Below are 23,299 nucleotides of genomic sequence, written 5' to 3'. Positions count from 1 at the left end.
TATCCCGCGCGTGCGGGCAAGCCGACGGTTAATTGCGTCGTAATCGTCGGACTTGTCGGAATTTCCGCAGCGCTGCCGCCGCCCCCGGCCGTTATTCCGCGATCATCTGGAAGAACTGGCGTCCGCCGAAGATGTGGACATGGAGATGCGGCACTTCCTGATGGCCGTTGGTGCCCATGTTCACCATCAGCCGATATCCCGGCCCGTCCATTTCGAGCTGGCGCGTCACGTTGCCCACCGCGCGCATGAAGCCCGCGATTTCCGCATCGCCGGCCTTGGCGGTGAAATCGTCCCACGAAACGTAGGGCGCCTTGGGGATCACCAGCACATGAATCGGCGCCTGCGGGCGGATGTCGTTGAAGGCCAGCGCGAATTCGTCCTCGTAGACCTTGCTGCACGGCAGTTCGCCGCGCAGGATCTTCGCGAAGATGTTGTTGTCGTCGTAAGGCAGCTTGGGGTCGATCGGCATCGGTTTCTCCCGAAAGATTTCGAATGCGGCCGGACTGGGCCTCAGTCCCTGGGACGAGCAGCCTTCTCGGCGATGCCCGAGACGCCTTCGCGGCGATCCAGTTCGGCCAGGACAGCGCTCAGCGGCACATCGCGGGCACCCAGCAGGACCATGAGGTGGAAGATCAGGTCCGAAGCCTCGCCGACCAGCGCCTTTTCATCCTCGGTCAGCGCGGCGATCACCGTTTCGGTGGCTTCCTCGCCGAGCTTCTGCGCGATCTTGCCCAGCCCTTTGGCATTGAGCCGGGCGACATAGCTGCTTTCGGGATCGGCGGCGCGGCGCGCGGCGATCGTCGCCTCCAGGCGCGCGAGGGTGTCGGAGCTGCTCATGCCATGCCCATGCGGCGCAAGGGCGATGGGGTCAAGACTTCGTGGCCCCGCCGCCTCAGTCGGAGCGCTTCGACGACAGCCTGCGGCCCACCGCCACGCCGATGACGCCCATCGCCAGCAGGAACAGCCCGCTCGGCTCGGGCAGGCTCGTGGCATCGGCCGCGAACGCGGGAACGGGTGCGAGGAATACCGCCAGCATGGCGGGCAGGTAGCGGTAGTGATGCACGACAGGCTCCTGCGGATGACTTGACTGAACCCTTGGACCCTTGGCGCGGGGCTGCAAGGGGCGATCGGGGCGTGTCCCGATCCGGGGCAATGAAACGGGTGGAAGTTTCGAGGAAAGGCGGCGGCGGGAAACTACATTCCGGCCGCCTGCGCCCGCCCCCCTGCGGATGCCTACCCCCGCGCCGGCAGGCCTGCCGAGCGCAGCGCCGCGTGGGCTTCCGCGATCGAGTGCTTGCCGAAGTGGAAGATCGAAGCCGCCAGCACCGCACTGGCCCTGCCTTCGGTCACGCCCGCCACGAGGTGGTCGAGATTGCCGACGCCGCCGCTGGCGATCACCGGCACCGAGACGCTCTCGGCGATGAGGCGGGTCAGTTCGAGGTCGTAGCCGTTCTGCGTGCCGTCTCCGTCCATCGAGGTGACGAGCAGTTCGCCCGCGCCGTAGTCGGCCAGTTTCACCGCATGTTCCAGCGCGTCGATCCCGGTGGCCTTGCGGCCGCCGTGCGTGAAGATCTCCCACTTGCCGGGCGCGACCTTGCGCGCATCGACCGAGGCGACGATGCATTGCGAACCGAACTTCTCGGCAATGTCGGCCACGACTTCGGGCCGCGAGACGGCGGCGGAATTGACCGCCACCTTGTCCGCCCCGGCCAGCAGCAGCGCACGGGCATCCTCGGCCGTGCGCACGCCGCCGCCGACGGTCAGCGGCATGAAGCAGACCTCTGCGGTGCGCTGCACGACGTCGAGCAGGGTGCCGCGCCCTTCGTGGCTGGCGGAAATGTCAAGGAAGCACAGCTCGTCCGCCCCGGCCGCGTCATAGGCGCGGGCCTGCTCCACCGGATCGCCGGCGTCGACCAGATCGACGAAGTTCACGCCTTTCACCACGCGCCCGTCACGAACGTCGAGGCAGGGGATGACGCGGATACGAACGGTCATGAGCTCACTCCTCGGGCTTCAGGAACAGCAGCACGCAGAACACCCCGACCATCAGGCATACCGCGAGGTTGAAGGCGGAGTAGGCCCAGAACTTGCGCGAATTTTCCGCCAGCGAGGTTTCCACTTTCGAGCGTGCCCGGCTGAACAGCATCAGGCGCGCCTTGCCCTTGCGAAAATCGCCCAGGGCCATGACCGCGCCCGGCACGAGGATGGCCAGCGCCAGACCCGCGACGAGGCGGTTCTCGTTCACGCCTTTTCAGCCATGGCGATCGCCGCCGCAAGGTCCAGCCGGCCGTCGTAAAGCGCGCGCCCGGTGATGACGCCCTCGATGCCGTCGTTCGCATGGAGCGAGAGCAGGCGGATGTCGTCCAGCCCCTTCACCCCGCCGCTGGCGATGACCGGCAGGTCGGTGCGGCGGGCAAGATCGACGGTGGCATCGATGTTCACGCCCTTGAGCAGCCCGTCGCGGCCGATATCGGTGAACAGCAGCGAGGCCACGCCCGCATCCTCGAACCGGCGGGCCATGTCGACGATCGAGACGTCGGAGACTTCGGCCCAGCCCTCGGTGGCGACCATGCCGTCGCGCGCATCCACGGCAACGACGATGCCGCCGGGATAGGCCTTCGCCATGTCCTTGACGAACTGCGGGTCCTTCAGCGCCGCCGTGCCCATGACCACGCGGCTGACGCCAAGGTCGAACCAGCCCGCCACCGCCTCGGGCGTGCGGATGCCGCCGCCAAGCTGGACGTGGCCGGGGAACACCTCGAGGATGGCTTCCACCGCTTCGCGGTTCTCGGCCCGACCCGCGAAGGAACCGTCGAGATCGACGACATGCAGGTGCTGCGAGCCCGCTTCGGCAAAGAGCATGGCCTGCGCGGCGGGATTGTCGCCATAGACGGTGGCGCGGTCCATATCGCCTTCGGCGAGACGCACGACCTGACCCTGCTTGAGGTCGATGGCGGGAAAAACGATCATGATTCTAGGGCTTCCATTCGAGGAAACGGGTCAGCAGCGCGAGGCCGTAGGCCTGGCTCTTCTCGGGGTGGAACTGCACGCCCACGACATTGTCCTTCGCCACCGCCGCCACCAGGCCGCCGCCGTGGTCGGTCATCGCCGCCACATGCGCACCGTCATCGGGCTGGAAGTGGTAGGAGTGCAGGAAATAGGCCTCGCCGGGCTCGATCAGCCCCTGCGCCGGGTCCTTGCGGCCGAGCAGGACATCGTTCCAGCCCATGTGCGGGATCTTGATGTGGGGGTCGGTACGCTCGATCATCCGGACCTGCCCGCCGATCCAGTCCAGCCCCCGCGTCACCCCGTGTTCGAGGCCCTGGGTGGCGAGCAGTTGCATGCCCACGCAGATGCCGAGGAACGGCGCCCCGCCGACATGGACCCGCTCGGCCATCGCCTCGACCATGCCGGGAATGCCCCAGAGCCCTTCGGCGCAGGCGCGGAACGAGCCCACGCCGGGAAGGACGATGCGGTCCGCCGCGCGCACCACGGCGGGATCGGCGGTGATCGCCACGTCCTCGGCTCCGGCCGCCCGCAGCGCGTTGGCCACCGAATAGAGGTTGCCCGCGCCGTAGTCGATCAGCGCCAGGGTCGGGCGGCCTCCGGTCATCCGGCCAGACCGGCGATGCTGTCGTCGAGGAAGCCGTGCGCCCATTCGATCACTTCGACTTCGGCGACCCCGCCCGCCACGAAGGGATCGCTGGCGGCCAGGATCTCGACTTCGTTGATGCTGTCGCCCCGGGCGAGAATGATGCCGCCTTCGCGCGGAACCTTGCGGCCCCAGCCCAGGAAGCGGCCTTCGGCGTGGTTGGCCCGCAGCCAGGCGACATGATCGGCCAGCAGGCCGTCCACGTCCTCGATCGGAGCGGTGTAGCGAAGCGAGATGATGAAGCTGGCCATCAGAGCGTGTCCTGTCCGAGAATGCCCTTGGTCGAGGGGATTGCCCCGCCCTTGCGCGGATCGAGCTCCACCGCGCTGCGCATGGCGCGCGCGAAGCCCTTGAAGATACCCTCGCAGATATGGTGATTGTTGGTGCCGTAGAGAAGCTCGATATGCAGGGTGATGCCCACGGCCTGCGAAATCGAATGGAACCAGTGCTCGACCATCTCGGTGTCGAACTCGCCCAGCTTCTCCTGCGTGAAACCGGCCTTCCAGACCAGCCACGGGCGGCCCGAGATATCCAGCGAAACGCGGCTCAGCGCCTCGTCCATCGGCGAATGGACGTCGCCGTAGCGGCCGATCCCGGCGCGGTCGCCCAGCGCCTGGCTGATGGCCTGCCCGATGGCGATGGCACTGTCCTCGGTCGTATGATGCTGGTCGACGTGAAGGTCGCCCTTGATCCGGCAGGTAATGTCGATCAGCGAATGGCGGCTGAACTGCTCGATCATGTGATCGAGGAAACCGATCCCGGTGGAGACCTGATAGGCTCCGGTGCCGTCGAGGTTGACCTCCACGGCGATGTCGGTCTCGTGAGTCTTGCGGTTGATCGAGGCGGTGCGCATGGCATGGGCCTATAGCCCGGTACGCCGGGGAATCAATTCCACCCGGCACCAAGTGTGCGCGAAAAGCGTTCCTGAGGTAATCTTCGGTCGTCCTTTTCCGAAACGACCTAGGGAAAACCCGCCGGGGCGTGCTATTTTACGCTTTAACACGCTTGACCGACCAAGGAACCATGAGCACCTAGGGCGCGATGAACGATACGACACCAGACAGCCTGATCCCCTATGACGAAATCGTCCAGGAGGCCCTGCGCGCCGTTGTCGGCCGCGTGCTTGGCCAGGTCGAAGACGCCGGCGGCGTCCTTCCGGGTACTCACCACTTCTACATAACCTTCAAGACGGGTGCGCCCGGCGTGTCGGTTCCCGGAGAGCTGAGAGCCCGCTTCCCCGACGAAATGACCATCGTTCTCCAGAACAAGTTCTGGGATCTCGCGGTGCGCGAAGATGGCTTCACGGTCAGCCTCAGCTTCAACCAGATGCCGTCCAAGCTGGTGATCCCCTTCTCGGCGATCACCGCCTTCGTGGACCCTGCGGTGGACTTCGGCCTCCAGTTCCAGGCCGTGACGGACGACGAGGACGAAGACGATCTCGCCGGCCACCCCGAGAACGATTCGGCCACGGAACGCGACGTCGCCTCGCGCATTATTCCCAGCGACGACGGATCGAACGTCGTTTCGGTCGATTTCGGCAAGAAGAAGTAAAGCGGGCGGGACAAGGCCCGGGAAAGCAAGGTCCATGGGCGTCACCACTGTTCCCCGGAAAGTCGGAAAAGGCATCGGCAACGGTGTGAGCAAGGCCGGAACGGCGGTGAAGAACACCGCTGCCAGGGCCCGCGACAAGGCCGTTACCCTGCGCGGCCCCAGCCCGAACACCGCCACCAACCTTGCCATTGCCGACATCGCCCTGCGCGGCGGCACCGCCATCGCGCGCCGCGCGGTCGAACATGCGCTGCTCGGCAAGCGCTATACCCCGGCGAAGGCCAAGGACATCCTGCGCGGGCGCTCGTTCGCCCAGTCGATGCTCCACACCGCGATAGCCCGTGTCGCCATGGGCTCCGCCCCCGGCGCCGCGCTGGTGATCGGCGGCCTTGCCGCAAAGACGCTCTACGAACGCAGCAAGGCCCGCAAGCAGCGCGCGCGCGGGGAAGCGGAGATCCAGGACATGGCCGAAGAGGGCGAAGGCGAATCGGACCTGGTGCCCGACCTCGGCGCCTGACCCGGCGCGCCGGGAATTGCCGAACCTTTATTCCCGGTAGCGCCGCAGCACCCCCGGCCGCTCACGTCACCCCTTGATTTGCGCGCCGGTCATCGGCATCGGGGCACATGGTCAACTCTCCGGACAATCCCGCCGGCCCCCTTGCCCGGCGCGGCCTCATGCTCATCATGTCCTCCCCCTCGGGCGCGGGGAAGACGACGATCTCGCGTATGCTGCTCGAACACGATGCGCATATCTGCAATTCGGTTTCCTGCACCACGCGCACGCCCCGTCCCGGCGAAGTGGACGGCAAGGACTATCACTTCGTCAGCCAGGCCCAGTTCGACCAGATGGTCGAAAACGAGGAATTCCTCGAATGGGCAACCGTCTTCGGCAACTCCTACGGCACGCCGAAAGCGCAAGTGAAGGCGGGCCTCAAGGATGGGCAGGACTATCTGTTCGACATCGACTGGCAGGGCACCCAGCAGCTCTACCAGAAGCTGGAACGCGACGTCGTGCGCGTGTTCCTCCTGCCGCCCAGCATCGACGAACTGCGCCGCCGGCTGACCGGCCGCGGCACCGACAGCATGGACGTGATCGCCGCCCGCATGGAACGCGCCCGCTCGGAAATCAGCCACTGGGACGGGTACGACTATGTCGTCGTCAACGATGACATCGACCACTGCTTCGAGAAGGTGAAGACGATTCTCGACGCCGAGCGCATGCGCCGCGCCCGCCAGACCGGCCTGATCGGCTTCGTCCGCGAATTGATGGCCCCCTGATCGAGCACGCCCCTGGCATCCGCCGGGGTGGATTTTCGAACAAGTGTCCGAACGGAAAATGCGCCACCGCGCACTTTCCGTTCAGCGCCATGAACTTCCGATACTTTCCTGTGCGGTGCTTATAGCCGCCGCATCCTTCCTGCTTGTCGCGCCGGTTCCCACCCTCTAGGCGCGCCTGCAAACATGCCTTTTGGCCGACTTTCTGGAGACGCGAACATGTCCGAACTCGAAACCGCGATCGAAGCCGCCTGGGAAGCGCGCGACACCGTCACCCCCGCCAGCGCGGACGTGCGCAAGCTCGTCGACGAAGCGCTGGGCCTGATCGAATCGGGCGCTGCCCGCGTCGCCGAGCCCGACGGCAACGGTGGCTGGAAGGTCAACCAGTGGCTGAAGAAGGCAGTGCTCCTCTCGTTCCGCCTCAATGACAACGCCCCCGTCGCTCACGGCGCCGGCGGCGCGCCCGCGTTCGACAAGGTGCCCGTGAAGTTCGACGGCTGGGCCGAGGACGACTTCCGCAAGGCCGGCTTCCGCGTGGTTCCGGGCGCCGTCGCCCGCCGCAGCACTTTCATTTCGAAGGGCGTCGTGCTGATGCCGAGCTTCGTGAACATCGGCGCCTACGTTGGCGAAGGCACCATGGTAGACACCTGGGCCACCGTCGGTTCCTGCGCGCAGATCGGCAAGAACGTGCACATCTCGGGCGGCGTCGGCATCGGCGGCGTGCTTGAACCGCTGCAGGCCGGCCCGGTCATCATCGAGGACAACTGCTTCATCGGCGCCCGTTCGGAAGTGGCCGAAGGCGTGGTCGTCGGCGAAGGCGCGGTGATCTCGATGGGCGTGTTCCTCGGCGCATCGACCAAGATCGTCGACCGTGCAACCGGCGAAGTCCACATCGGCAAGGTTCCGCCCTACTCGGTAGTCGTTCCCGGCTCGCTGCCCGGCAAGCCCCTGCCCGACGGCACCCCCGGCCCGTCGCTCTACTGCGCCGTGATCGTCAAGACCGTGGACGCGCAGACCCGCTCGAAGACCGGCATCAACGAGCTTCTGCGCGACTGATCCAACCGGCCGCAACGCAGGAACAGCCGAAGGGGCCGGATGCCAGCGCATCCGGCCCCTTCGCGCATCTGTGCCCTGCTGCACGGAACGTGCCCCGGCCATGGGGCGTTGACCTGAGGAAGCCGGCCCGCGCCGGCATGACGGGAGATGCAGGCATGGAGCGACCGGGCGAGGAAATTCATATCGACAAGACGGATGCGCGCGCCGGTTCGGCGCCGAACGTGATGCGCTATGTCCTGCTCGTCAGCCTGGCGCTGGCGATCGTGGCGCTTTCCGCGATCTGGATCACCGGATCGGTGCAGGCCCCCGAAAGCACCGGCGGCGACGCGGATACCGCGGCAGCCGTGCGGGACGGAGAAGCCAATCCGCAGGACCAGCCCGGCGCCCAGGCCCCGGATGCGCCGCAATCCCCACCCTCCCGCTGATCCATGAGCGGGCTTGACCGCTTCGTCGAGGCCCAGCGGCGGGACTACGCCGCCGTCACTTCGGAACTCGCGCGCGGGGTGAAGCAAAGCCACTGGATCTGGTACGTCTTTCCGCAGCTTGCCGGCCTCGGATCAAGTGAGACCTCGCGGTATTACGCGCTCTCCGGGCTCACGGAAGCACGAGCCTATCTTGCCCATCCGCTGCTTGGCGCGCGGCTTGGCGAATGCACCGATGCAATGCTCGGCTGGGCAGGAGAGCGCAGCGCCTCTGCCATACTGGGCGAACTGGACGCGTTGAAGTTCGGCAGTTCCATGACGCTGTTCGAGGCGGCCGGCGGCGGCGAACGCCATGCCCACGCCCTTGATGCCTTCTGCCAGGGCCGCCGCGACGAGCGCACCCTGCGCCTGCTCGGCCTCGGCTCCTCATCGAGGGATTTACCCTAGGCCCGGCACCCGCTTCCTTGCGGGAACTCCGGGCGTGCTGACGCGTTATACTTTCCGGCCCGTAATGCAATGTGGCCCAGACGCCGCCGGGCCGACGGGAGAGCCACCATGCAACGCATTGGCGATGAAGTTCATCTGGACGAGGACGAAGCACGCTCGGGCAGTACGCCCCATATCGTGCGGTACGTCCTGATCGCGAGCCTGCTTCTCGCCATACTGGCCATGTCGGCAATATGGATTTCGCGGGCATGGTGGGATCAGGCCCCGCCGCAGGGACATCCGGTCACGGCGGAAGAGCACGCCCTGGGTAGCTGATGCCCAGCGGGCCGTTCGCACCGCACATTGCCCGGCCGCACATTGCCTGAAAGTCACGAAAGGTTGACAGCCGCGGCAGCTTGCGGTGATCTCCTCTCCGGACACTCCGCGCATGCATGCCGATCAGGGTTTGCGGGAACGTGGGGGCCGAAACGCCCGATTCCGGGTGGAGAGAGGAAATCTGGATGGGACCGGATACCGAATTTGCTGAATCGCGCGTAGCCACGGTGCAGGGCAATGCCCCGGGCAACAATCATGCGGGCACGTCGCCCAAGCTGTCTCACATGCTGATCGCGATCTTCGCCATTTTCATCTTGGCGATCTCTATCCTCTGGTTCTCGACCAGCCTCTGGCAGCGCCCCGGCGTGGAGCAGCCGATCTCGGCTGGCCAGCAGGCACCGATCGAGGAGAGCCGGATGGGGCATTAGCCCCTAGAAAACCGTAGGCGATTCGATCGGCGGATCGCCGCGGTGGCCGGCCGCATATGCCTCGGCGGCCTTCATCACGCGCATCATGTTGCGGCTGGCGATCTTCTCCAGATCCGCCTGCGAATGGCCCCGCCGTGCGAGCTCGGCGAATAGCGCGGGATAAGTGGAAGCATCATCCAGCCCCGCTACCGTGGTCTCCACGCCGTCAAGATCGCCGCCGAGGCCGACGTGATCCACGCCCGCCACCTTGATGACATGTTCGATATGGTCCGCCACGTCACGCAGCGAGCCGCGCGGCATGGGGTGCGCGTGCTCCCACGCCGCCAGCGCCGCATCGGCCGCCGCCGGATCGCCCACGTGGAGCGAAGCCAGCCGCGCCTTCTCGCCGGCCCTTTCCGCCTGCCATTGCCGCGTGGCCTCCACCACGTATGGCGGATAGAAATTGACCATGACGATCCCGCCGTTCGCCGCCAGCCGCGCCAGCACGTCATCCGGCACGTTGCGGGCATGGCCGTTCACCGCGCGGGCATTGGAATGGCTGAAGATCACCGGCGCCCCGGCTACATCCAGCGCATCGTTCATCGTCGCCGCGCTGGTGTGGCTGAGATCGACCAACATGCCGATCCGCTGCATCTCACGCACCACGTCCCGCCCGAAATCGGTAAGACCGTCATGAGCGGGTGCATCGGTGGCGCTGTCGGCCCAGGCCGTATTCCGGAAATGGGTGAGCGTCAGATAGCGGGCGCCCAGTGCATACATCTGCCGCAGCACCCCGAGCGACCCGCCGATCGAATGGCCGCCCTCCATGCCCAGCAGCGAGGCGATCCGGCCCGCCTTCATCGCCTTTTCCACATCCGCGCTGCTTTGCGCAAACTGCATCGTATCGGGATTGGACGCGATCAGCCGCTTCGCCACGTCGATCTGCTCCAGCACCGCCTGTACCGCGTGCTGTTCGTCAAGCTCGGCAGAGACGTAGACCGACCAGAACTGCGCGCCGACCCGGCCCTTGCGCAGGCGCAAGAGATCGGTCTGCATGGCGGCGCGTCCGTCGCCGGCCGTATTCGCGGTGTCGCGGAAGTCGAAGCCCGCCAGCATGTCCTTGCGGCGGTCGCGCAATTGCTCGGGAACGTCGTTGTGCCCGTCCCACACCGGCGCGGCGCGCAGTGCGGCTTCGGCCACCTGTTCGGGAGAAGGCGCCGCGATGGCGCCCGTCGCCCAGATGGAGGCCAGCGCCGCACCTGCCAGCCAATATCCCTGCCGCATCGTCATTACCCCTGTGAACGATCTGCACGGCAGGAGAATCGATCACGCATCCGCGCGCAAGAGGCTGACCGGGCTTTTACGACATTTCCCGAAAGTGCGATGCGCTGAGGAATGCGCCGAGAAATGCAATGAGCCGCCGGCGGAAGCGTGTCCCGAGCCCGACACCGAGTATCGTGCTCACGCCCCGGACCGATCGTTCGCCCCCCGACGACGATCTGTCCCAAGCACCGGCGGCTCCTGTCAAAAATGGCGCCGAGACGCCATTCTCTAACTCGCGATGCTACGTTCGTGGGCTGGTGTATTCGTCAATGCGGGCCGCAATGACAGAGCGTTTCAGAAATTTAACAATCCGGGGCGGGAACCCCGGACAGAGGCCGCCCCAAGGCATCGCCGGAGCGGGTTTCACGCCAGTTCCCGCGAACGCTTGATCCACGTGAAACGGCAGCCTAGCCCTTGGAAATGGGAGAGTTCGACTACATCGTCGTGGGCGGCGGCAGTGCGGGCTGCGTGCTCGCCAACCGGCTGAGCGCCGATCCGCGAAACCGCGTCCTGCTGCTGGAGGCCGGCGGCAAGGACGACTATATCTGGATCCGCGTGCCGGTGGGCTACCTCTACTGCATCGGCAACCCGCGCACCGACTGGTGCCTCTCCACCGAAGCGGAAGCCGGGCTCAACGGGCGCACTCTGCGCTATCCGCGCGGCCGGGTGCTGGGCGGCTCGTCCTCGATCAACGGCATGATCTACATGCGCGGACAGGCTGCCGATTACGACCACTGGCGGCAGGCCGGCAATGCCGGTTGGGGCTGGGACGACGTGCTCCCCTATTTCCGGCGCGCCGAAGACCATTACGAAGGGGCAAGCGAATTCCACGGCGCCGGCGGCGAGATTCGCGTGGAGAAACAGCGGCTGCGCTGGGACATCCTCGAAGCCTTCCGCGAGGCCTGCACTGAGCAGGGTATCCCCGCCGTGGCCGACTTCAACCGGGGCGACAACGAAGGCGCGGGGTTCTTCCAGGTCACCCAGCGCCGGGGCTGGCGGTGGAGCGCCTCGGACGCCTTCCTCAAGCCGGTGCGCAGCCGCGCCAATCTCAAGGTCGAAACCGGGGCACTGGTGGACCGCGTGATCCTTGAGCAGGGGCGCGCCGTGGGCGTGGCCTACAGCCTCGGCGGCGGCGAGGCTCGAGTGGCGCGTGCGGGCGGCGAGGTCATCCTTGCGGCCGGAGCGATCGGCTCCCCGGCGATCCTCGAACGCAGCGGGGTGGGCGATGCGCAGCGGCTATCGGCGCTCGGCATCGCGCCCGTGCAGAACCTGCCCGACGTGGGCGAGAACCTTCAGGATCACCTGCAACTGCGCTGCGCGTGGCGGGTCTCCGGTGTCGCCACGCTCAACCAGCGGGCGGCCAATCTTTTCGGCAAGGCGCTGATCGGCATGGAATATGCCCTGCGCCGCAGCGGGCCGATGGCCATGGCCCCGAGCCAGCTCGGCGTCTTCACCCGCAGCCATGCCCGCTACGCGACGCCGAATCTCGAATATCATGTTCAGCCGCTCAGCCTCGAGGCCTTCGGCGGCGCGCTCGATCCCTTTCCCGCCTTCACCGCCAGCGTCTGCAACTTGCGCCCCGAAAGCCGCGGCTCCACCCATGTCGTGGCTGGAGAGGCGGCAACGGCGCCCAGCATCCGGCCCAATTATCTCGCCGCCGAGGAAGACCGCGCGGTTGCCGCCCAGTCGATCCGGCTGACGCGCGAGATCGTGAACCGCCCTGCCCTCGCCCGCTACCTGCCGCAAGAACTTCGACCGGGCGCGGACTTCGCCAGCGAGGAACAACTGCGCGAGGCTGCGGGTGCGATCGGGACGACGATCTTCCACCCCGTCGGCACTGCGGCCATGGGCCGCGTGGTCGATCCCGCGCTGCGGGTCATGGGGGTTGGCGCGCTGCGGGTGATCGACGCCTCGGTCATGCCCACGATCACCTCGGGCAATACCAATGCGCCAACGATGATGATCGCGGAAAAAGGCGCGGAAATGATCCTCGCGGACCGCCGCGCCTGACGGCCTGGCCCTGTTTCAAACCAACAGCATTTCAGGCCAGCAGCGTTTCAGGCCAGCAGCGCGCGGGTCCGCGTCACGACCTCGACCAGATAGTCCCGCGCCGCCTCCACGCCGAGCGCGGCCTGCGGCAGCGAAAGGTCCAGGCCAAGCGTCTTGCCGCGCGGCAGGGCGTCAACGAATTCGCGCAGGGGCAATTCGCCCTCGCCCGGAATGAGGCGGCTGTCCCGCGCTTCCGAAGAGGGGGCTCCAGTTCCGTTGAGCGCAGCATCGCAGAGCCGGACATGCCCGATCAGCGCTGCATCCAGTTCGGCCAATTCGCGTGCAGCACCGCCGGAACGGAAGAAATGCAGGGCATCCACGGTCACGCTCACCCGGTCTCCGCCGATATGCCGCACCAGATCCAGCGCGCCCTTGAGGTTTCGCACGGTCATGCCCGGCGAAAACTCGAAACCGAAGTCCATGTTACGCTCCCGCGCCATTTCCGCGAAGCGCGCCATGGTGTCGAAAGCGCGATCCCGCTCCAGCCCACCGTCGCGCACGCCGATCCGGCGCGTGCCCAGTTCGGCGAATATATCCATGTCGGCAGCATGGTCCTCCGGCGCTCGCAGATTGTCGCCCTCACCGATACTGACACCGATATCGGCACCGATCCCTTCGCCCAGCCCGATGCGGATCGCGGCATCGGCCAGCGCCGCCTTCACCTCGCGCCGCAGCCCGGCATCCTCGCGCAGGGACCAGGCGGGATAACCCTGCGGCCCGGGCGCCTGCTCAAGGCTCATGGAAACCGCCTTGCATCCCAGTTCGGCGGCCAGCCGCACGTGTTCGACCGGGCCCATGCCCGCAACCGTGCGCATGTCGATGCCGAGAGGATGGGGCATGATCGAATCCTTGAACCTGTTGAGGGGTTGTGAAGGCGTCCTGAATAGCCTTCATTGGGGTAGCCGCGAACCCTTCATCAGACGAAAGGCCACGATGACACCCCCTGTCGCCGAACCGAACGGAGAAGCCGCCGAACTGATCGCCCGGCTCGGGCTCAAGCCTCACCCCGAAGGCGGTTGGTACGGCCGGACCTGGACGGCGCCCATGACCGCGGCGGCGCTGGCCTCCACCGCGGAAGGCGAGCGGCCGCTGGCCACCGCCATCCATTTCCTGCTGGAAGCCCACCAGCGCTCGCACTGGCACCGGGTAGACGGAGAGGAACTGTGGTTCTGGCACGCCGGAGCGCCCATCGCCCTCTCCATCGCCCCGGCGGACACCGGCCCGGTGCAGCGCCATGTGCTGGGCGGGCATCTGCTCCGGGGCGAAGCGCCGCAACTGCTCGTTCCCACCGGACACTGGCAAGCTGCGGAGCCGCTGGGCGGCTGGGCACTGGTAAGCTGCGTGGTGTCGCCGGGCTTCCACTTCGGCGGCTTCGAACTGGCCGCGCCCGAATGGGAGCCCGGCCAGACGGCATGAGGGTGAAGCGAGGCGGGCCGATGATCCAGCGCCGGTTCACCCGACGGAACAGCCCCCTCCTTCGCTGACCTTGGCGCCATCGGGCTTGTACCAGGTGGCAATCGGCCCGGCCTTCTCGTCATAGTAGCAGACCGAAGTGACCTCGTTCGTCGTCGCATCGACGTGGATGGCGTAGTTGTGCGCCCCGCAGTTGTGCAATTCGCACCGCGAGGCGGCAATGTCGTTATCCTTGCGCAGGACCGGGCCGACCGGCCCCTCCATCGCCGCGATAGCCCCGGCCACGCGAGGATCGGTGACGGCACGGGTCACGCCCTCCTGCACCTTGGGGTGATCGAAGAAACCGTACGCACCCACCTTGTCGAGCGGATACTTGCCGACATAGACCGAGAGACTGTCGGGCGCGCCGGAGTCTACCGCCTCGGTCGCCTCGACGGCGGCGGGCGAAGCATCTTCCGACATGGTCGGCGAAGCGCCCGGGCCGGGCTCAGCGCCGCCCTTGCACCCCGCCATCAGGACAAGCACGGCGCCTGCCACCGCCACTCGCCAGTTTCCATTCCGCATCGGGCTCTCTCCTTCGCCGCTGTGATCGGCTTCGATTCCCGACGGAGCATCCCTCTTTCCCGAGGCGGCGGCAATAACCCAGGCCGTAAACTAGCCGCGAATGGCAGGCCGCAGGCGCATCGCGAAGGAAATGACCAAGGGCCAGAACAGTGTGGCGATCACGTCGCCGATCGTATCGTGCCAGGACCAGGAGCCATGGGCGAGCCGGTCGATATATTCGTTCCCCAGTTCCGCCAGCACCACCACGGCGAGCGGCCAGTTCGAGCTGAGCTTCTTCTTGAGGAGTATCGCAGTGAGCAACCAGATCGTCAGCCCCGCATAAGTGTGGGCGAACTTGTCCGGCGCGGGACACTGGGCAACGATCCAGGTGATCGCGCGCTCATACTGGTGAACGAATTCCATGCTTCCTTATGCTGCGGCGCATCAATCCGGTCCAGCAGGCGGGCGGCATAAGTCACGTTCATTTCGGGAAATATCAGGCCGAACGGCATCAAGGCGCGACGGACTGTGGCCCGACGCGCCTTGACCTTCTCCCTTTCCCTCGGCCTTGGCGTTTCCGCCCGGCATACTCCCTGTTGTCAGGCCAGCTTGCGCTGCAACCTGACGAGTGCGTGATCGATGGCGTCACGCGCAGTATCGTCCACTGTCCCTGAAACCACCCGATAGACGATCCGCCCTTCCGCCAGCGAATAGGCCACTGTCGCCATGCCATCGTTGAAGCTGGCAACGTACAGCGCCGGCTTGCGCTGGATAAGAGCGAGATCGTCCGCTCGGGGAACCAGGGTATCCCGCATGAAGTAAGCACCCGTCATCTCATCGGACGACATTGCGGCAGTATCCGCGCCGTTCAGATCGCCAGCTTGGCGACCTGTATCGCTGGCCGAGCCTACGCCCGACCAGGCCACGGCAAACAGGACAAGTCCAGCCTGCAATGTTGCCAGGAACTTCTCCATGACAGCATCCTCTTCCCATGGACGATACCATCGTTGTGGTCCGTCCTTATTGTTGGTCATGCATAGCAGCCGATCAAAGAAATCGGAAGCGATCATTGGCCGTAACCCGCGCAATTCCGATATTTTGCACTGCGAAAGGAATTCGTCATGCCTCGTGATCTTGCCAAGACCCTGACCTACCTGTGCCTTCATCTGACGGTGGGCTTCACGGTTGCCTATGCAATGACGGGATCGCTGGCGCTTGCGGGTGGTATCGCGCTTGTCGAACCCTGCATCAACGCAGTAGCCTTCTGGTTCCACGAGCGTGCCTGGAAGCGGGTCGATGCTGCATCCGCTAACGTGGAAAACGTGGCCGCAAGGGCGCTTCACCCCGCCTGAGCACCGGATCGGTCCTCGCCGCTTCGCGAATCGGGAACAGGTCCGGGCCGGCCGCGTTGGCCGATCCGAAGCATACCCCCCTTCTGCGAACACTGGAAAAGGACACCCGGATGACCACGAATTCCGCTTCCGCCCGTTACCTCGGCCTCGGCAAGGAGGGCAAAGGCGCGATCACCACGCGTTCCGGCGTCCTCAGCGAACAGCCCTACGGCTTCGGCACCCGCTTCGAAGGGCAGCCCGGCACCAACCCGGAAGAACTGATCGCCGCCGCGCATGCCGCCTGCTTCACCATGGCCACGAGCTTTGCCCTGGCCAAGGCCGGCTATGCGGACGGCACGCTCGACACCCAGTGCACCGTGACGCTCGACAGTGCCGACGGCGGCTTCGCCGTCACCAAATCGGCGCTCACGCTCAAGGCCAGCATTCCCGGGATCAGCGCGGAAGAGTTCGAGAAGCTGGCTGACGAAGCCAAGGCCGGCTGCCCGATCTCGAAACTTTTCAACTGCGAGATCACCCTCGAAAAGTCGCTCGAAGGCTAGAACTCCGATCCCGTCCCTGCCATGGCGGGCTTCCCAACCGGAAGGACCACCATGGCAGGCGACGACGAGGATTACGTCTACGACGAGGAAAGCGGCGAATGGCTGCCCGCATCGGAACTTGCGGCGAAGCGCGCCGCCGAGAACGCGGTCGAGGTGCGCGATGCCGTCGGCAACCTTCTGGCCGATGGTGACCAGGTCACGCTCATCAAGGATCTCGAGGTCAAGGGCGCCGGCCAGACGCTTCGGCAGGGCACCCTCATCAAGTCCATCCGCCTGACCGGCGATGCCCAGGAGATCGACTGCAAGTATCCCGGCATCAAGGGCCTCGTGCTGCGCGCCGAGTTCGTGCGCAAGCGATAAGGCCCCTCAGGCGATCGCACCACGGAACAGCCCGCGTTTCCCCGCGTTCAACCATAGCGAGAGGGAAAGCGGAGAACGCCATTGCCGATGTCGACGAATGTTCTGGGTGCGATCGCCGCCGCCGTTACCCTCGGCGCCCTGGCTGGTGCGTGCCTGCCTGCCGGTACGGATACGGGTAGCGGAGATTCAACCAGCCCGGATTCGCAAGTTGCCGGCACCGATGGTTCCGGCGCCCGGGCCGGGCGGCAGGCTCAAGGCCTGCCCGCAGCCGAGCCTTCACCGCCGATAGGCGGCTGACGATCGGTCCAGGCGCAGCCGCTGCGCGTTTCTTCCCCGATCTTCAGCATGGCCACGAAGGGATAGCGGCGATCCGACATTCCATCGCTGCAAGAGCCCGCCGTAATCGCCAGCGTCATCTGCACGCCCTTCGCCTCACCATTGAACGATAGACCGCCACGGCCCGCGAAGCGGCTGACCTCGATCACATCGCCGCCGGGATTTTCCGGCGTGGAATAGGTCATCCGGGTTCCCGAGACATCCCCGCCCCAAAACGGCTCGGTCCCGGTGAAGCGAACGTGATCTTCCGCCGAAATGGCATGAAACGGCGCGTGATCGTCAGCGTCGCCAGGCATGTCCTTCGCATGGTTGCCGCCATGGCACCCGGCAAGGACGATGCTCGACATCAGGCCAAGCGCGATACGCTGCAGGGCAGCACGGGTCACTTCCATGGCGCGATATCTATCGGCCCACCGCAAAAGACGCAATCGCCGGCCTTCGCAAACCGCCCCGACATTCGGCCTCTGAGATGATTCGGCCGAAAGAGAACGCCGGTCCCATGCGGAATCGTTGAAATTTTCGGCTCCGAGAACGCCGGGCTCATTTTACGATAGCGCTAACATCATCACTTGGCGGGGAATTTTCAGCAGATGCAGTAAACGCAACACCGGTGGCAAGTAATTCCATTGCGACGATGGTGCGAGATAGCGATGTTGCACCGCAACAAGATAAGAGGTGCCCGAGGCAATCTCCTATCCCCTACAAAGGACATTGCCATGCTGAAGACCGTTTTCGCCGCCGGCGCCGCTTTCGCCGCCCTTGCCACCACCGCCGCTCACGCTGAAGATCCCCGCAGCTTCTCGCACGACGGCGTGCACTACAACTACACGACCGAGCAGAAGGGCAAGGTTACCGTGATCGAAGGCATGGCCTCGGGTCAGGTTCCCTTCCGTCTCTACGTGAGCGGCAACCGCGTTACCGGCACTTACAACTCGCGCAACGTGAACTTCCGCCTCGCCGACGCCAAGGGCGCTCTGGCTGAAGCGGCACTCTCGGGCCAGTAAGTCTCGGGCCACCGAAGAATTGGGGCGCCTTCCTTCAGGGAAGGCGCCCTTTTTCGTGCGTGCTCTCAAGCCTGAAACTCTAACCCGCTACCGGGTCAATGGCGCTTCTGGAGGACGTCCTCGTGCCGGACAAGGCGGATCTCGATCCCGTCTCCCTGTTCCACGCCATGCTTGGCGGCGATGTTCTGGCGCATTTCCGCAATCGCCGCCTCGTCCGCGCCCGCAGGAAGCTGGTAGCGCGCCAGGATCATTCCATCGTCCACGTCCACGACGCTGAAATGGCTGGAGATGCACGATGCCGCCAGCGCATCGAGATCGAGCCCGTCGGCCAGGTTCCACCTGTCCCCGCCGCGTGATCGAATGCGCTTGCGGCAGTAGCGGCAGGTGCAGACCAGCGTGCCGTCGTCGTCCCGCTCGCGCCGCCCATCGGGCTCGTGCACGCGCGTGAACCAGCAGGGGGTCAGCGAGTAGGCGTCGGTTCGGTTCTTAAACATGCATTCACCATGTCACCCGGGAATGACCGAAACCTTGCGTTTCTGCCCCGTATCTTCCCTCATGCATTCACCTCACCGACATGGCGGCTCGTTTAGTCCTATAGTGGAAGGTGAGGCAGGCCATGCCGTTGGAGTTGAAATGGGTTTCGGAAAGTGGGTTCTGGTTTTGGTTGCCGGCGGCGTCGGTGCGGGCATCGTCGCCGCAGGGATGACCACCGGGAAAATGCAGAAGTTCCCCGAGGACTATGCGCTCTCCGGCTCGCGCGGTGCCAGGCACGATGATGGCGACTATGCCGCAGGCAGCAGGGCCGACCGCGAGGATTACGCCTTGTCCGACGAGCAGATGCCCGGCCCTCGCGACTATCCCGGCGAGGAGGAAGGCGACTACGCCGCTTCCGACCATTCCGGGTTCGGCCCGCCGCGCGGCCGGATGGTCATCCTCGACGGTTCGGGCTGGGCAGAGGACGACAGTGCCGCCCCGTCCCGCCGCCACTGGCGCGGTGACGAGGATGACGAGCGCATTTACGCCGAGCAGGGCCGCCCCTTCATCGCGCCGCAGCGCTCCTTGGCGCAGCCCGGCCCGCGCGCCTACGCGCCGCAGCCTTCCGCCCCGCAGATGGGCGCCCCTGCCCGTCCCGCTGCGCCGCCTGTCCGCGATTCCGCCGCAGATGCCGCCGCCCGCGCCGCCGGAGCGGCCGCCGATGTCCTTGCCGCCGAGCGCGAAGGCGCCTGATTCAAGCGGCCTGACTCAGGCGGTCCGTCTCAAGCCAGGGTCAGGAATATCTCCGCCTCGATCACCCATTCACCGCCCAGTTCGCGCCACTTGGCGGTGTAGGTGCCCGAGGCCGTCAGCACGTCGGAGGTGCTGTCGATCCCTTCCCAGTGGCCATGCTCCATCGCGATCGGTTCCACCGGCGAGACCGTGACCTCCTTCGGCGTGCGGGTGTAGACCAGCCGCGCCGTCCCAGCGAATTCGCGCCGCCAGACCTTCACCTGCCCCATCCGGCCCGAGATCAGCGCGCTGTCGGTGCCCGTGACCATCACGCAATCACGCGCGAGGATCGGACCGATGGCGGATGCATCCCCCTCGGCAATGGCGCGGTTGAACTTTGCCCGGCGGGAGCGGATGGCAAGCTCGGCCCCGCTCACGCCTGTCGCTCCGCGCGCACCGGATGGGCGGCATGCTCGCCCACCACCGTTGCCCAGCGTCTGACTGTCCAGCGTTCGACGATGCCCTCCGTCACATAGGGATCGGCCCTGGCGAAGGTCTCCGCCACCTCGGGCCCCGCGCCCGCGAAGAGCAGCAGCGCCATGTCCACCGGGTCCTCCACCGCGCCGCCCAGCACCAGTTCGCCGCGCTCAGCCGCGGCCCAGGCCAGCGCCAGATGCGGCTCCCGGAACTGCGGCCGGCGCTCCAGATAGTCCGGCGCGAGATGGTAGGTCAGCAGATAGTGATTCATCGCGGGCGTCTCTCGTGCTTCGAAGTGAGGCCGCCGGGTTTACACGAAACGCACCGAATGTGTCGCGCCACCTTGTCATGCCCACACCCCCGCGCCAAACCGGCCGCAAGCGCGGTCGAGCCGCGCCATCAGCCGCAGAAGCGCGGAATCCCGGGTCATCGCCCACGCTTACCGGAGCGGCGGGGCTGTAGGAAAATGGAGAGCCGCCCAAGGCGCTCAGGAACAGCCCTCGACATAACCCAGCACCGGCATCGTGCCGACGTGGATGAGCTTGACCTTGCCATCCTGCCCGATCTCGAACCGCAAGGCCGGATCGCCGCTTCTGGCATTGGGCGCGGTGAGGTACTTCGCCGGGGCGGGTTCATACTTGTGCGGCTCCTCGCGGAAGCCCGCGAACCACTTCTTCACGTCCGCCTCGCTGGAGCCGACGCCGATCCCCTCGACCAACCTGACCTCGGATCGCTGGCCGAGCGTGATGCGCCGGACCTTGCCTTTTTCCACGATGGCATAAACACCCGGATAGTCCGGCGACGTCACCGTGCGGCAGGCATCGGACGCCTGAGCACCGCGCTCCGCCCAGGACGAGCCGGCGGGTACCGCCTCGCCGATCCGGAGATCGCCAAGCCCCTCCAGCGCCAGCACCCTCGCGCCGGCAGCACCATCGGTGGGCGCGGCGAGCGGCGCTTCGGAAACGGTTTCGTCCGGCAGGGCGGAAGATGTCGCCGCTTCGCTAGCCTGCTCGGGCGCCTTCGCAGGCTCGGACGAACAGGCTGCAAGAGCGACGGCGAGCACGGAGGCGGTGAGGAGGTTTTTCATGCCCGGAACAACGAAAAGGATAGCCCCGTTGTTCCGCAAAAAAAGGCGCCCCGGATTGCCGGGGCGCCTCTTGCTGCGCTGGCACCGCCCGTAAGGATACCATCCTGCCGGGCGCGCCTGCCGGGTGCGCCTTATTGGGCGTGATCACCCGACGAAACCGTCGCAACCGCCGGCGAGGTGCCCTGCGAGACGACAGCGCTACCCGGAACGACAGCGGCCTGCACCGGCGCCGGGGCGAGACCGGCCGCCTGGAACTGGATCGGCTCAGCCGTATAGGCCTTCAACTGCATGCCGTTGGGAATGACTGCGGACTTGCCGGTCACGAAGCCCGCGAACACGCCTACCGCAAGCACGGTACCGAGGGTCGCGGCGGTATTGCCCTGTCCTTCCTGGCGATGCTTGCCCTCGATCACGACGCGGCGGCCGCCGATCTCCAGCCACTCCATGGTGACATCCATCTTCGCAGACTTGCCGAACGCCCCCTTGCCGGTCCGCCACGTGATCTTGCCCTGTCCCCGCGTGCCCTTGGGGATGACCACATAGCCGTTCATCATCACGTCGTAGACCGTGGTGATGGTGAAGACGTCGCCCTCACGCATGGACTTCGAGGACACCTCGCTATTGGGCGTCACTGTCAGTTCCGAATTGGCCGGCAGCGTGAGAGAGCCTGCCGGGGCTACCGACAAGGCGGGTTGGGCGGCAACGACCGCCGAACTGACAGCCTGCTCCGCCGCCAGAACCGGACTGGCAGCCGTCATCGCCGCCGCAATGGCGGCGAGGCTCGTGAATTTCATGATTTCCCCCGTTTCAAATCGGCCACGACAGGCCGATTCTCAAGCAGCTAGAACAATGTTGGCGGCTGGAAAAGCAGTGCCGCGACAATGGCCGGTGAAATTCCTGTAATCGTTCACACCGGCCTGAAGACTATCCGCCCCTCGGGTTATGACCGGCCGCGCGATTGTCAGCCCTGAATGACCGCCCATTCCACAAATGCGACCAGTAGCCAGTTGAATAGCAGTGCGCCTGTCGTGAAGATCTTCCAGCCGGAGGAAGCCTCGGACATTCCTCTTCCGAAAGTCCAGCGCCAGATCCCGACGCTCACGAGCGCCGAGGTCAAAAGCGTATAGGCCATGGGCTTGCCCAGCAGCAGGACGAACAGGAACAGCAGCAATCCGACTTGCGCGAACCAGGCCCCGGCAAACCAGACGATCGGAATGGGACGATAATATCCAACAGGCATGAACGTGCCCATGTCGGAATACTGCACGACCTGCTCAGCCGGCCCTACATATTCGCCCCTTGCTGCTTCTTTCTCCATAACGCCCCCTTCGCGATGAAATCATTTGCCCTTTGGCATCATTATCGAAGGCAAATGATCTTGCGAAGTGGTTAGGCGCCTTGCAGTTTCCCGATCAACGCCATCGCCGCTGCGGGAGCCCGCTCCTTTGCGCCGTTTATGAAGAACATGAACACGTCGCGTCCGGCTTTCGACCAGTCCTGCGCGCGCGCCGCCCAAGGGCTCAGTTCGGCGTCGGGATAGCCTTGCTCGATTTCGGAGCGGGCATTCTGGAGGCGGACGTAAAGGAACGGGCCTGCCTCGGCCGCCTCTTCGAAAACCGGGTACTTGGGGCTGTCGGCAAGGATGACGGCGACGCCGGCCTTGCGGGCGAGGTCGAGGAAGGCCGGGTCGCGGAAGCTCTCGTGGCGGGGCTCGATGGCGTGGCGCAGGGGCAGGCCCTCGTGCTTGTCCGGCAGCAGGGCCAGGAACGCGGCGATCTCGTCGGGATCGAATTGCTTGGTGGCGGCGAGTTGCCAGTTGATCGGGCCGAGCTTGTCGCCCAGTTCGACAAGGCCCTGCTCCACGAAATTGGTGACGCTCTCACCCGCTTCGCCCAGGTTCTTGCGGTTCGTGCAGTAGCGTGAGCCCTTCAGCGCGAACCTGAACCCGTCGGGCACCGTGTTGCGCCACTTGGCGAAGCTCGCAGGTTTCTGGCGGCCGTAGAACGTGGCGTTGATTTCGGTGCCGGTGAGGTGCTGGCCCAGATATTCCAGCTCCCGCGCCCTGGAGACGCCCTTGGGATAGAAAGTCTCGCGCCAGGGATCGTAGCTCCAGCCGCCGATGCCGACGTGGATCTCTCCCGGCGCCTTCGCGGTCATGGGGTTTTCTTCCGCGAGAGGCGGCGGCGGTTGGCGGTCACGCGCTTGCGATAGTGGCGAACGGCCTTGTGCGCGGTCTTCTCGGGAGAAGTCAGCCCGCCCATCGCCAGCGATACCGCCAGTTCGGCGTTGGCCTGCAGCTTTTCGGTGACCATCAGCACGTTTTCGCGATTGCTGCCTCGGCCGGTCATCATGTCGGTTGTGCGCATACCCATGACCATCATGGATTCGGCCCAGAGCCAGTAGCTGTCGTGGGCGAGTTTCATCCAGTCGCCATTGGCATTGCGGGACATGCAGGAACCCTTCGTAATGGAGAGCGACCCTAGCAGCG

Annotated in this window: 38 protein-coding genes; 15 read left to right on the top strand and 23 right to left on the bottom strand. The window is 65.7% G+C overall.

The features are described 5' to 3' along the window. Window positions 1-91 precede the first annotated feature (91 nt). From ACLIMP_RS06100 to hisB, 9 genes are all read right to left on the bottom strand, one after another. Window positions 92-469, bottom strand: a complete 378-nt coding sequence (locus ACLIMP_RS06100; RefSeq protein ID WP_054436465.1) for a histidine triad nucleotide-binding protein — start codon at window positions 467-469, stop codon at window positions 92-94. 41 nt (window positions 470-510) lie between these two features. Then, entirely contained in the window at window positions 511-837 is a 327-nt protein-coding gene (locus tag ACLIMP_RS06095) for a phosphoribosyl-ATP diphosphatase (protein ID WP_324698195.1), read from the bottom strand. Between the two features lie 55 nt (window positions 838-892). Continuing rightward, window positions 893-1,063: a PEP-CTERM sorting domain-containing protein gene (locus ACLIMP_RS06090; RefSeq protein WP_292637113.1), complete on the bottom strand. Its 171-nt coding sequence runs from the start codon at window positions 1,061-1,063 to the stop codon at window positions 893-895. A gap of 170 nt (window positions 1,064-1,233) precedes the next feature. Continuing rightward, on the bottom strand, window positions 1,234-1,995 hold the full coding sequence (gene hisF / locus ACLIMP_RS06085; protein WP_132469913.1) for an imidazole glycerol phosphate synthase subunit HisF: 762 nt from the start codon (window positions 1,993-1,995) through the stop codon (window positions 1,234-1,236). A gap of 4 nt (window positions 1,996-1,999) precedes the next feature. Next, window positions 2,000-2,245, bottom strand: a complete 246-nt coding sequence (locus tag ACLIMP_RS06080; protein WP_054436467.1) for a hypothetical protein — start codon at window positions 2,243-2,245, stop codon at window positions 2,000-2,002. After that, window positions 2,242-2,970 carry a 1-(5-phosphoribosyl)-5-[(5-phosphoribosylamino)methylideneamino]imidazole-4-carboxamide isomerase gene (hisA, locus tag ACLIMP_RS06075; RefSeq protein ID WP_054436468.1) on the bottom strand — a complete coding sequence of 243 codons (729 nt, stop codon included), beginning with the start codon at window positions 2,968-2,970 and terminating at the stop codon, window positions 2,242-2,244. Before hisA ends, ACLIMP_RS06080 begins: the two co-directional genes overlap by 4 nt. A gap of 4 nt (window positions 2,971-2,974) precedes the next feature. Then, complete coding sequence (gene hisH, locus ACLIMP_RS06070) at window positions 2,975-3,613, bottom strand: imidazole glycerol phosphate synthase subunit HisH (RefSeq protein ID WP_054436469.1); 639 nt, start codon at window positions 3,611-3,613, stop codon at window positions 2,975-2,977. Next, window positions 3,610-3,903: a YciI family protein gene (locus ACLIMP_RS06065; protein ID WP_054436470.1), complete on the bottom strand. Its 294-nt coding sequence runs from the start codon at window positions 3,901-3,903 to the stop codon at window positions 3,610-3,612. Before ACLIMP_RS06065 ends, hisH begins: the two co-directional genes overlap by 4 nt. Next, window positions 3,903-4,505 carry an imidazoleglycerol-phosphate dehydratase HisB gene (gene hisB / locus ACLIMP_RS06060; protein WP_324698189.1) on the bottom strand — a complete coding sequence of 201 codons (603 nt, stop codon included), beginning with the start codon at window positions 4,503-4,505 and terminating at the stop codon, window positions 3,903-3,905. The genes ACLIMP_RS06065 and hisB overlap by 1 nt, the downstream gene beginning before the upstream one ends. A gap of 188 nt (window positions 4,506-4,693) precedes the next feature. Between hisB and ACLIMP_RS06055 the strand changes: the two genes are divergently transcribed. The 8 genes from ACLIMP_RS06055 to ACLIMP_RS06020 all read left to right on the top strand — a co-directional run bounded on the left by ACLIMP_RS06055 (window position 4,694) and on the right by ACLIMP_RS06020 (window position 9,143). Beyond that, on the top strand, window positions 4,694-5,203 hold the full coding sequence (locus ACLIMP_RS06055; RefSeq protein ID WP_054436472.1) for an SspB family protein: 510 nt from the start codon (window positions 4,694-4,696) through the stop codon (window positions 5,201-5,203). Window positions 5,204-5,237: 34 nt separating this feature from the next. Next, the gene (locus tag ACLIMP_RS06050) at window positions 5,238-5,717 is read left to right on the top strand and encodes a hypothetical protein (protein WP_185998000.1); all 480 of its coding nucleotides are present in this window, start codon (window positions 5,238-5,240) and stop codon (window positions 5,715-5,717) included. Window positions 5,718-5,824: 107 nt separating this feature from the next. Then, window positions 5,825-6,478, top strand: a complete 654-nt coding sequence (gmk, locus tag ACLIMP_RS06045) for a guanylate kinase (protein WP_054436474.1) — start codon at window positions 5,825-5,827, stop codon at window positions 6,476-6,478. A 216-nt stretch (window positions 6,479-6,694) separates the two neighbouring features. Next, a complete protein-coding gene (dapD, locus tag ACLIMP_RS06040) occupies window positions 6,695-7,531 on the top strand; it encodes a 2,3,4,5-tetrahydropyridine-2,6-dicarboxylate N-succinyltransferase (protein WP_443478107.1) in 837 nt (278 codons plus the stop codon). 155 nt (window positions 7,532-7,686) lie between these two features. Next, the gene (locus ACLIMP_RS06035) at window positions 7,687-7,956 is read left to right on the top strand and encodes a hypothetical protein (RefSeq protein WP_185998001.1); all 270 of its coding nucleotides are present in this window, start codon (window positions 7,687-7,689) and stop codon (window positions 7,954-7,956) included. Between the two features lie 3 nt (window positions 7,957-7,959). Further along, window positions 7,960-8,400, top strand: coding sequence for a DUF1810 domain-containing protein (locus ACLIMP_RS06030; protein ID WP_185998002.1), 441 nt, complete (start codon window positions 7,960-7,962; stop codon window positions 8,398-8,400). Between the two features lie 108 nt (window positions 8,401-8,508). Next, window positions 8,509-8,715 carry a hypothetical protein gene (locus tag ACLIMP_RS06025; protein WP_054436527.1) on the top strand — a complete coding sequence of 69 codons (207 nt, stop codon included), beginning with the start codon at window positions 8,509-8,511 and terminating at the stop codon, window positions 8,713-8,715. 185 nt (window positions 8,716-8,900) lie between these two features. Next, window positions 8,901-9,143 carry a hypothetical protein gene (locus tag ACLIMP_RS06020; RefSeq protein ID WP_443478106.1) on the top strand — a complete coding sequence of 81 codons (243 nt, stop codon included), beginning with the start codon at window positions 8,901-8,903 and terminating at the stop codon, window positions 9,141-9,143. 3 nt (window positions 9,144-9,146) lie between these two features. Here the strand turns inward: ACLIMP_RS06020 and ACLIMP_RS06015 are convergent, their stop codons facing one another. Then, window positions 9,147-10,406, bottom strand: a complete 1,260-nt coding sequence (locus ACLIMP_RS06015) for a dipeptidase (protein ID WP_324698181.1) — start codon at window positions 10,404-10,406, stop codon at window positions 9,147-9,149. 459 nt (window positions 10,407-10,865) lie between these two features. On the opposite strand from ACLIMP_RS06015, the gene ACLIMP_RS06010 reads away from it, so the two are divergent. Next, a complete protein-coding gene (locus tag ACLIMP_RS06010) occupies window positions 10,866-12,455 on the top strand; it encodes a GMC family oxidoreductase (protein WP_324698179.1) in 1,590 nt (529 codons plus the stop codon). A 47-nt stretch (window positions 12,456-12,502) separates the two neighbouring features. Here ACLIMP_RS06010 and ACLIMP_RS06005 read toward each other — a convergent pair whose 3' ends face one another. Further along, entirely contained in the window at window positions 12,503-13,333 is an 831-nt protein-coding gene (locus tag ACLIMP_RS06005; RefSeq protein WP_324698177.1) for a sugar phosphate isomerase/epimerase family protein, read from the bottom strand. A gap of 94 nt (window positions 13,334-13,427) precedes the next feature. On the opposite strand from ACLIMP_RS06005, the gene ACLIMP_RS06000 reads away from it, so the two are divergent. Continuing rightward, a complete protein-coding gene (locus ACLIMP_RS06000) occupies window positions 13,428-13,910 on the top strand; it encodes a cupin domain-containing protein (RefSeq protein WP_324698175.1) in 483 nt (160 codons plus the stop codon). Window positions 13,911-13,946: 36 nt separating this feature from the next. Here the strand turns inward: ACLIMP_RS06000 and ACLIMP_RS05995 are convergent, their stop codons facing one another. From ACLIMP_RS05995 to ACLIMP_RS05985, 3 genes are all read right to left on the bottom strand, one after another. Next, window positions 13,947-14,471 (bottom strand): hypothetical protein, encoded by a 525-nt coding sequence (locus tag ACLIMP_RS05995; protein WP_324698173.1) that lies wholly within the window; start codon window positions 14,469-14,471, stop codon window positions 13,947-13,949. 90 nt (window positions 14,472-14,561) lie between these two features. Next, on the bottom strand, window positions 14,562-14,873 hold the full coding sequence (locus ACLIMP_RS05990; protein ID WP_324698171.1) for a hypothetical protein: 312 nt from the start codon (window positions 14,871-14,873) through the stop codon (window positions 14,562-14,564). 176 nt (window positions 14,874-15,049) lie between these two features. Then, window positions 15,050-15,520 carry a hypothetical protein gene (locus ACLIMP_RS05985; RefSeq protein WP_231635781.1) on the bottom strand — a complete coding sequence of 157 codons (471 nt, stop codon included), beginning with the start codon at window positions 15,518-15,520 and terminating at the stop codon, window positions 15,050-15,052. 51 nt (window positions 15,521-15,571) lie between these two features. Here ACLIMP_RS05985 and ACLIMP_RS05980 point away from each other — a divergent pair, with 51 nt between their 5' ends. The 3 genes from ACLIMP_RS05980 (at window position 15,572) to ACLIMP_RS05970 (ending at window position 16,701) form a co-directional block, all read left to right on the top strand. Continuing rightward, window positions 15,572-15,802 (top strand): DUF2061 domain-containing protein, encoded by a 231-nt coding sequence (locus ACLIMP_RS05980; RefSeq protein WP_054436483.1) that lies wholly within the window; start codon window positions 15,572-15,574, stop codon window positions 15,800-15,802. 110 nt (window positions 15,803-15,912) lie between these two features. Then, window positions 15,913-16,341, top strand: a complete 429-nt coding sequence (locus ACLIMP_RS05975; protein ID WP_054436529.1) for an OsmC family protein — start codon at window positions 15,913-15,915, stop codon at window positions 16,339-16,341. Window positions 16,342-16,392: 51 nt separating this feature from the next. Then, window positions 16,393-16,701, top strand: coding sequence for an alkylphosphonate utilization protein (locus tag ACLIMP_RS05970; protein ID WP_054436484.1), 309 nt, complete (start codon window positions 16,393-16,395; stop codon window positions 16,699-16,701). Between the two features lie 251 nt (window positions 16,702-16,952). Here ACLIMP_RS05970 and ACLIMP_RS05965 read toward each other — a convergent pair whose 3' ends face one another. Beyond that, the gene (locus ACLIMP_RS05965; RefSeq protein ID WP_054436485.1) at window positions 16,953-17,429 is read right to left on the bottom strand and encodes a COG3650 family protein; all 477 of its coding nucleotides are present in this window, start codon (window positions 17,427-17,429) and stop codon (window positions 16,953-16,955) included. Window positions 17,430-17,753: 324 nt separating this feature from the next. Between ACLIMP_RS05965 and ACLIMP_RS05960 the strand changes: the two genes are divergently transcribed. Beyond that, the gene (locus ACLIMP_RS05960; protein WP_054436486.1) at window positions 17,754-18,041 is read left to right on the top strand and encodes a hypothetical protein; all 288 of its coding nucleotides are present in this window, start codon (window positions 17,754-17,756) and stop codon (window positions 18,039-18,041) included. A 95-nt stretch (window positions 18,042-18,136) separates the two neighbouring features. Here the strand turns inward: ACLIMP_RS05960 and ACLIMP_RS05955 are convergent, their stop codons facing one another. Further along, entirely contained in the window at window positions 18,137-18,535 is a 399-nt protein-coding gene (locus ACLIMP_RS05955) for a hypothetical protein (RefSeq protein WP_054436487.1), read from the bottom strand. A 139-nt stretch (window positions 18,536-18,674) separates the two neighbouring features. Here ACLIMP_RS05955 and ACLIMP_RS05950 point away from each other — a divergent pair, with 139 nt between their 5' ends. Beyond that, complete coding sequence (locus tag ACLIMP_RS05950) at window positions 18,675-19,268, top strand: hypothetical protein (protein WP_324698165.1); 594 nt, start codon at window positions 18,675-18,677, stop codon at window positions 19,266-19,268. A gap of 29 nt (window positions 19,269-19,297) precedes the next feature. Here the strand turns inward: ACLIMP_RS05950 and ACLIMP_RS05945 are convergent, their stop codons facing one another. The 7 genes from ACLIMP_RS05945 to ACLIMP_RS05915 form a co-directional block, all read right to left on the bottom strand. After that, the gene (locus ACLIMP_RS05945) at window positions 19,298-19,684 is read right to left on the bottom strand and encodes a YybH family protein (protein ID WP_185998011.1); all 387 of its coding nucleotides are present in this window, start codon (window positions 19,682-19,684) and stop codon (window positions 19,298-19,300) included. Beyond that, a complete protein-coding gene (locus ACLIMP_RS05940) occupies window positions 19,681-19,995 on the bottom strand; it encodes a YciI-like protein (RefSeq protein ID WP_324698163.1) in 315 nt (104 codons plus the stop codon). Before ACLIMP_RS05940 ends, ACLIMP_RS05945 begins: the two co-directional genes overlap by 4 nt. Before the next feature lie 216 nt (window positions 19,996-20,211). Beyond that, complete coding sequence (locus tag ACLIMP_RS05935; protein ID WP_324698161.1) at window positions 20,212-20,811, bottom strand: hypothetical protein; 600 nt, start codon at window positions 20,809-20,811, stop codon at window positions 20,212-20,214. Between the two features lie 131 nt (window positions 20,812-20,942). Further along, the gene (locus ACLIMP_RS05930) at window positions 20,943-21,605 is read right to left on the bottom strand and encodes a hypothetical protein (protein ID WP_132469915.1); all 663 of its coding nucleotides are present in this window, start codon (window positions 21,603-21,605) and stop codon (window positions 20,943-20,945) included. 167 nt (window positions 21,606-21,772) lie between these two features. Next, on the bottom strand, window positions 21,773-22,129 hold the full coding sequence (locus tag ACLIMP_RS05925; protein WP_324698158.1) for a hypothetical protein: 357 nt from the start codon (window positions 22,127-22,129) through the stop codon (window positions 21,773-21,775). A gap of 71 nt (window positions 22,130-22,200) precedes the next feature. Then, window positions 22,201-22,968: a DUF72 domain-containing protein gene (locus tag ACLIMP_RS05920; RefSeq protein ID WP_324698157.1), complete on the bottom strand. Its 768-nt coding sequence runs from the start codon at window positions 22,966-22,968 to the stop codon at window positions 22,201-22,203. After that, on the bottom strand, window positions 22,965-23,261 hold the full coding sequence (locus ACLIMP_RS05915; RefSeq protein ID WP_054436494.1) for a hypothetical protein: 297 nt from the start codon (window positions 23,259-23,261) through the stop codon (window positions 22,965-22,967). The genes ACLIMP_RS05920 and ACLIMP_RS05915 overlap by 4 nt, the downstream gene beginning before the upstream one ends. Window positions 23,262-23,299: the final 38 nt, after the last annotated feature.

The organism is Novosphingobium aeonii (assembly GCF_052279045.1).
In the GTDB taxonomy this organism is placed as follows: Bacteria; Pseudomonadota; Alphaproteobacteria; order Sphingomonadales; family Sphingomonadaceae; genus Novosphingobium.
Note: the sequence above shows the minus strand (reverse complement) of the source record. Positions and strands in the feature narration are given on the sequence as shown.

Coding starts and splice junctions, on each gene's coding strand:
- ACLIMP_RS06035 (WP_185998001.1), top strand. CDS start 7,687: ATGGAGCGACCGGGCGAGGAAATTCATATCGACAAGACGGATGCGCGC.
- dapD (WP_443478107.1), top strand. CDS start 6,695: ATGTCCGAACTCGAAACCGCGATCGAAGCCGCCTGGGAAGCGCGCGAC.
- gmk (WP_054436474.1), top strand. CDS start 5,825: ATGGTCAACTCTCCGGACAATCCCGCCGGCCCCCTTGCCCGGCGCGGC.
- hisH (WP_054436469.1), bottom strand. CDS start 3,613: ATGACCGGAGGCCGCCCGACCCTGGCGCTGATCGACTACGGCGCGGGC.
- ACLIMP_RS05985 (WP_231635781.1), bottom strand. CDS start 15,520: ATGATCGCTTCCGATTTCTTTGATCGGCTGCTATGCATGACCAACAAT.
- ACLIMP_RS05990 (WP_324698171.1), bottom strand. CDS start 14,873: ATGGAATTCGTTCACCAGTATGAGCGCGCGATCACCTGGATCGTTGCC.
- hisA (WP_054436468.1), bottom strand. CDS start 2,970: ATGATCGTTTTTCCCGCCATCGACCTCAAGCAGGGTCAGGTCGTGCGT.
- ACLIMP_RS05980 (WP_054436483.1), top strand. CDS start 15,572: ATGCCTCGTGATCTTGCCAAGACCCTGACCTACCTGTGCCTTCATCTG.
- ACLIMP_RS06010 (WP_324698179.1), top strand. CDS start 10,866: ATGGGAGAGTTCGACTACATCGTCGTGGGCGGCGGCAGTGCGGGCTGC.
- ACLIMP_RS05940 (WP_324698163.1), bottom strand. CDS start 19,995: ATGAATCACTATCTGCTGACCTACCATCTCGCGCCGGACTATCTGGAG.
- ACLIMP_RS05915 (WP_054436494.1), bottom strand. CDS start 23,261: ATGTCCCGCAATGCCAATGGCGACTGGATGAAACTCGCCCACGACAGC.
- ACLIMP_RS05995 (WP_324698173.1), bottom strand. CDS start 14,471: ATGCGGAATGGAAACTGGCGAGTGGCGGTGGCAGGCGCCGTGCTTGTC.
- ACLIMP_RS05920 (WP_324698157.1), bottom strand. CDS start 22,968: ATGACCGCGAAGGCGCCGGGAGAGATCCACGTCGGCATCGGCGGCTGG.
- ACLIMP_RS05965 (WP_054436485.1), bottom strand. CDS start 17,429: ATGGAAGTGACCCGTGCTGCCCTGCAGCGTATCGCGCTTGGCCTGATG.
- ACLIMP_RS05975 (WP_054436529.1), top strand. CDS start 15,913: ATGACCACGAATTCCGCTTCCGCCCGTTACCTCGGCCTCGGCAAGGAG.
- ACLIMP_RS05960 (WP_054436486.1), top strand. CDS start 17,754: ATGCTGAAGACCGTTTTCGCCGCCGGCGCCGCTTTCGCCGCCCTTGCC.
- ACLIMP_RS06000 (WP_324698175.1), top strand. CDS start 13,428: ATGACACCCCCTGTCGCCGAACCGAACGGAGAAGCCGCCGAACTGATC.
- ACLIMP_RS06100 (WP_054436465.1), bottom strand. CDS start 469: ATGCCGATCGACCCCAAGCTGCCTTACGACGACAACAACATCTTCGCG.
- ACLIMP_RS05925 (WP_324698158.1), bottom strand. CDS start 22,129: ATGGAGAAAGAAGCAGCAAGGGGCGAATATGTAGGGCCGGCTGAGCAG.
- ACLIMP_RS05955 (WP_054436487.1), bottom strand. CDS start 18,535: ATGTTTAAGAACCGAACCGACGCCTACTCGCTGACCCCCTGCTGGTTC.
- ACLIMP_RS05935 (WP_324698161.1), bottom strand. CDS start 20,811: ATGAAAAACCTCCTCACCGCCTCCGTGCTCGCCGTCGCTCTTGCAGCC.
- ACLIMP_RS06095 (WP_324698195.1), bottom strand. CDS start 837: ATGAGCAGCTCCGACACCCTCGCGCGCCTGGAGGCGACGATCGCCGCG.
- ACLIMP_RS05930 (WP_132469915.1), bottom strand. CDS start 21,605: ATGAAATTCACGAGCCTCGCCGCCATTGCGGCGGCGATGACGGCTGCC.
- ACLIMP_RS06020 (WP_443478106.1), top strand. CDS start 8,901: ATGGGACCGGATACCGAATTTGCTGAATCGCGCGTAGCCACGGTGCAG.
- hisF (WP_132469913.1), bottom strand. CDS start 1,995: ATGACCGTTCGTATCCGCGTCATCCCCTGCCTCGACGTTCGTGACGGG.
- ACLIMP_RS05950 (WP_324698165.1), top strand. CDS start 18,675: ATGGGTTTCGGAAAGTGGGTTCTGGTTTTGGTTGCCGGCGGCGTCGGT.
- ACLIMP_RS06005 (WP_324698177.1), bottom strand. CDS start 13,333: ATGCCCCATCCTCTCGGCATCGACATGCGCACGGTTGCGGGCATGGGC.
- ACLIMP_RS06065 (WP_054436470.1), bottom strand. CDS start 3,903: ATGGCCAGCTTCATCATCTCGCTTCGCTACACCGCTCCGATCGAGGAC.
- ACLIMP_RS06050 (WP_185998000.1), top strand. CDS start 5,238: ATGGGCGTCACCACTGTTCCCCGGAAAGTCGGAAAAGGCATCGGCAAC.
- ACLIMP_RS06025 (WP_054436527.1), top strand. CDS start 8,509: ATGCAACGCATTGGCGATGAAGTTCATCTGGACGAGGACGAAGCACGC.
- hisB (WP_324698189.1), bottom strand. CDS start 4,505: ATGCGCACCGCCTCGATCAACCGCAAGACTCACGAGACCGACATCGCC.
- ACLIMP_RS06055 (WP_054436472.1), top strand. CDS start 4,694: ATGAACGATACGACACCAGACAGCCTGATCCCCTATGACGAAATCGTC.
- ACLIMP_RS06030 (WP_185998002.1), top strand. CDS start 7,960: ATGAGCGGGCTTGACCGCTTCGTCGAGGCCCAGCGGCGGGACTACGCC.
- ACLIMP_RS06015 (WP_324698181.1), bottom strand. CDS start 10,406: ATGCGGCAGGGATATTGGCTGGCAGGTGCGGCGCTGGCCTCCATCTGG.
- ACLIMP_RS05970 (WP_054436484.1), top strand. CDS start 16,393: ATGGCAGGCGACGACGAGGATTACGTCTACGACGAGGAAAGCGGCGAA.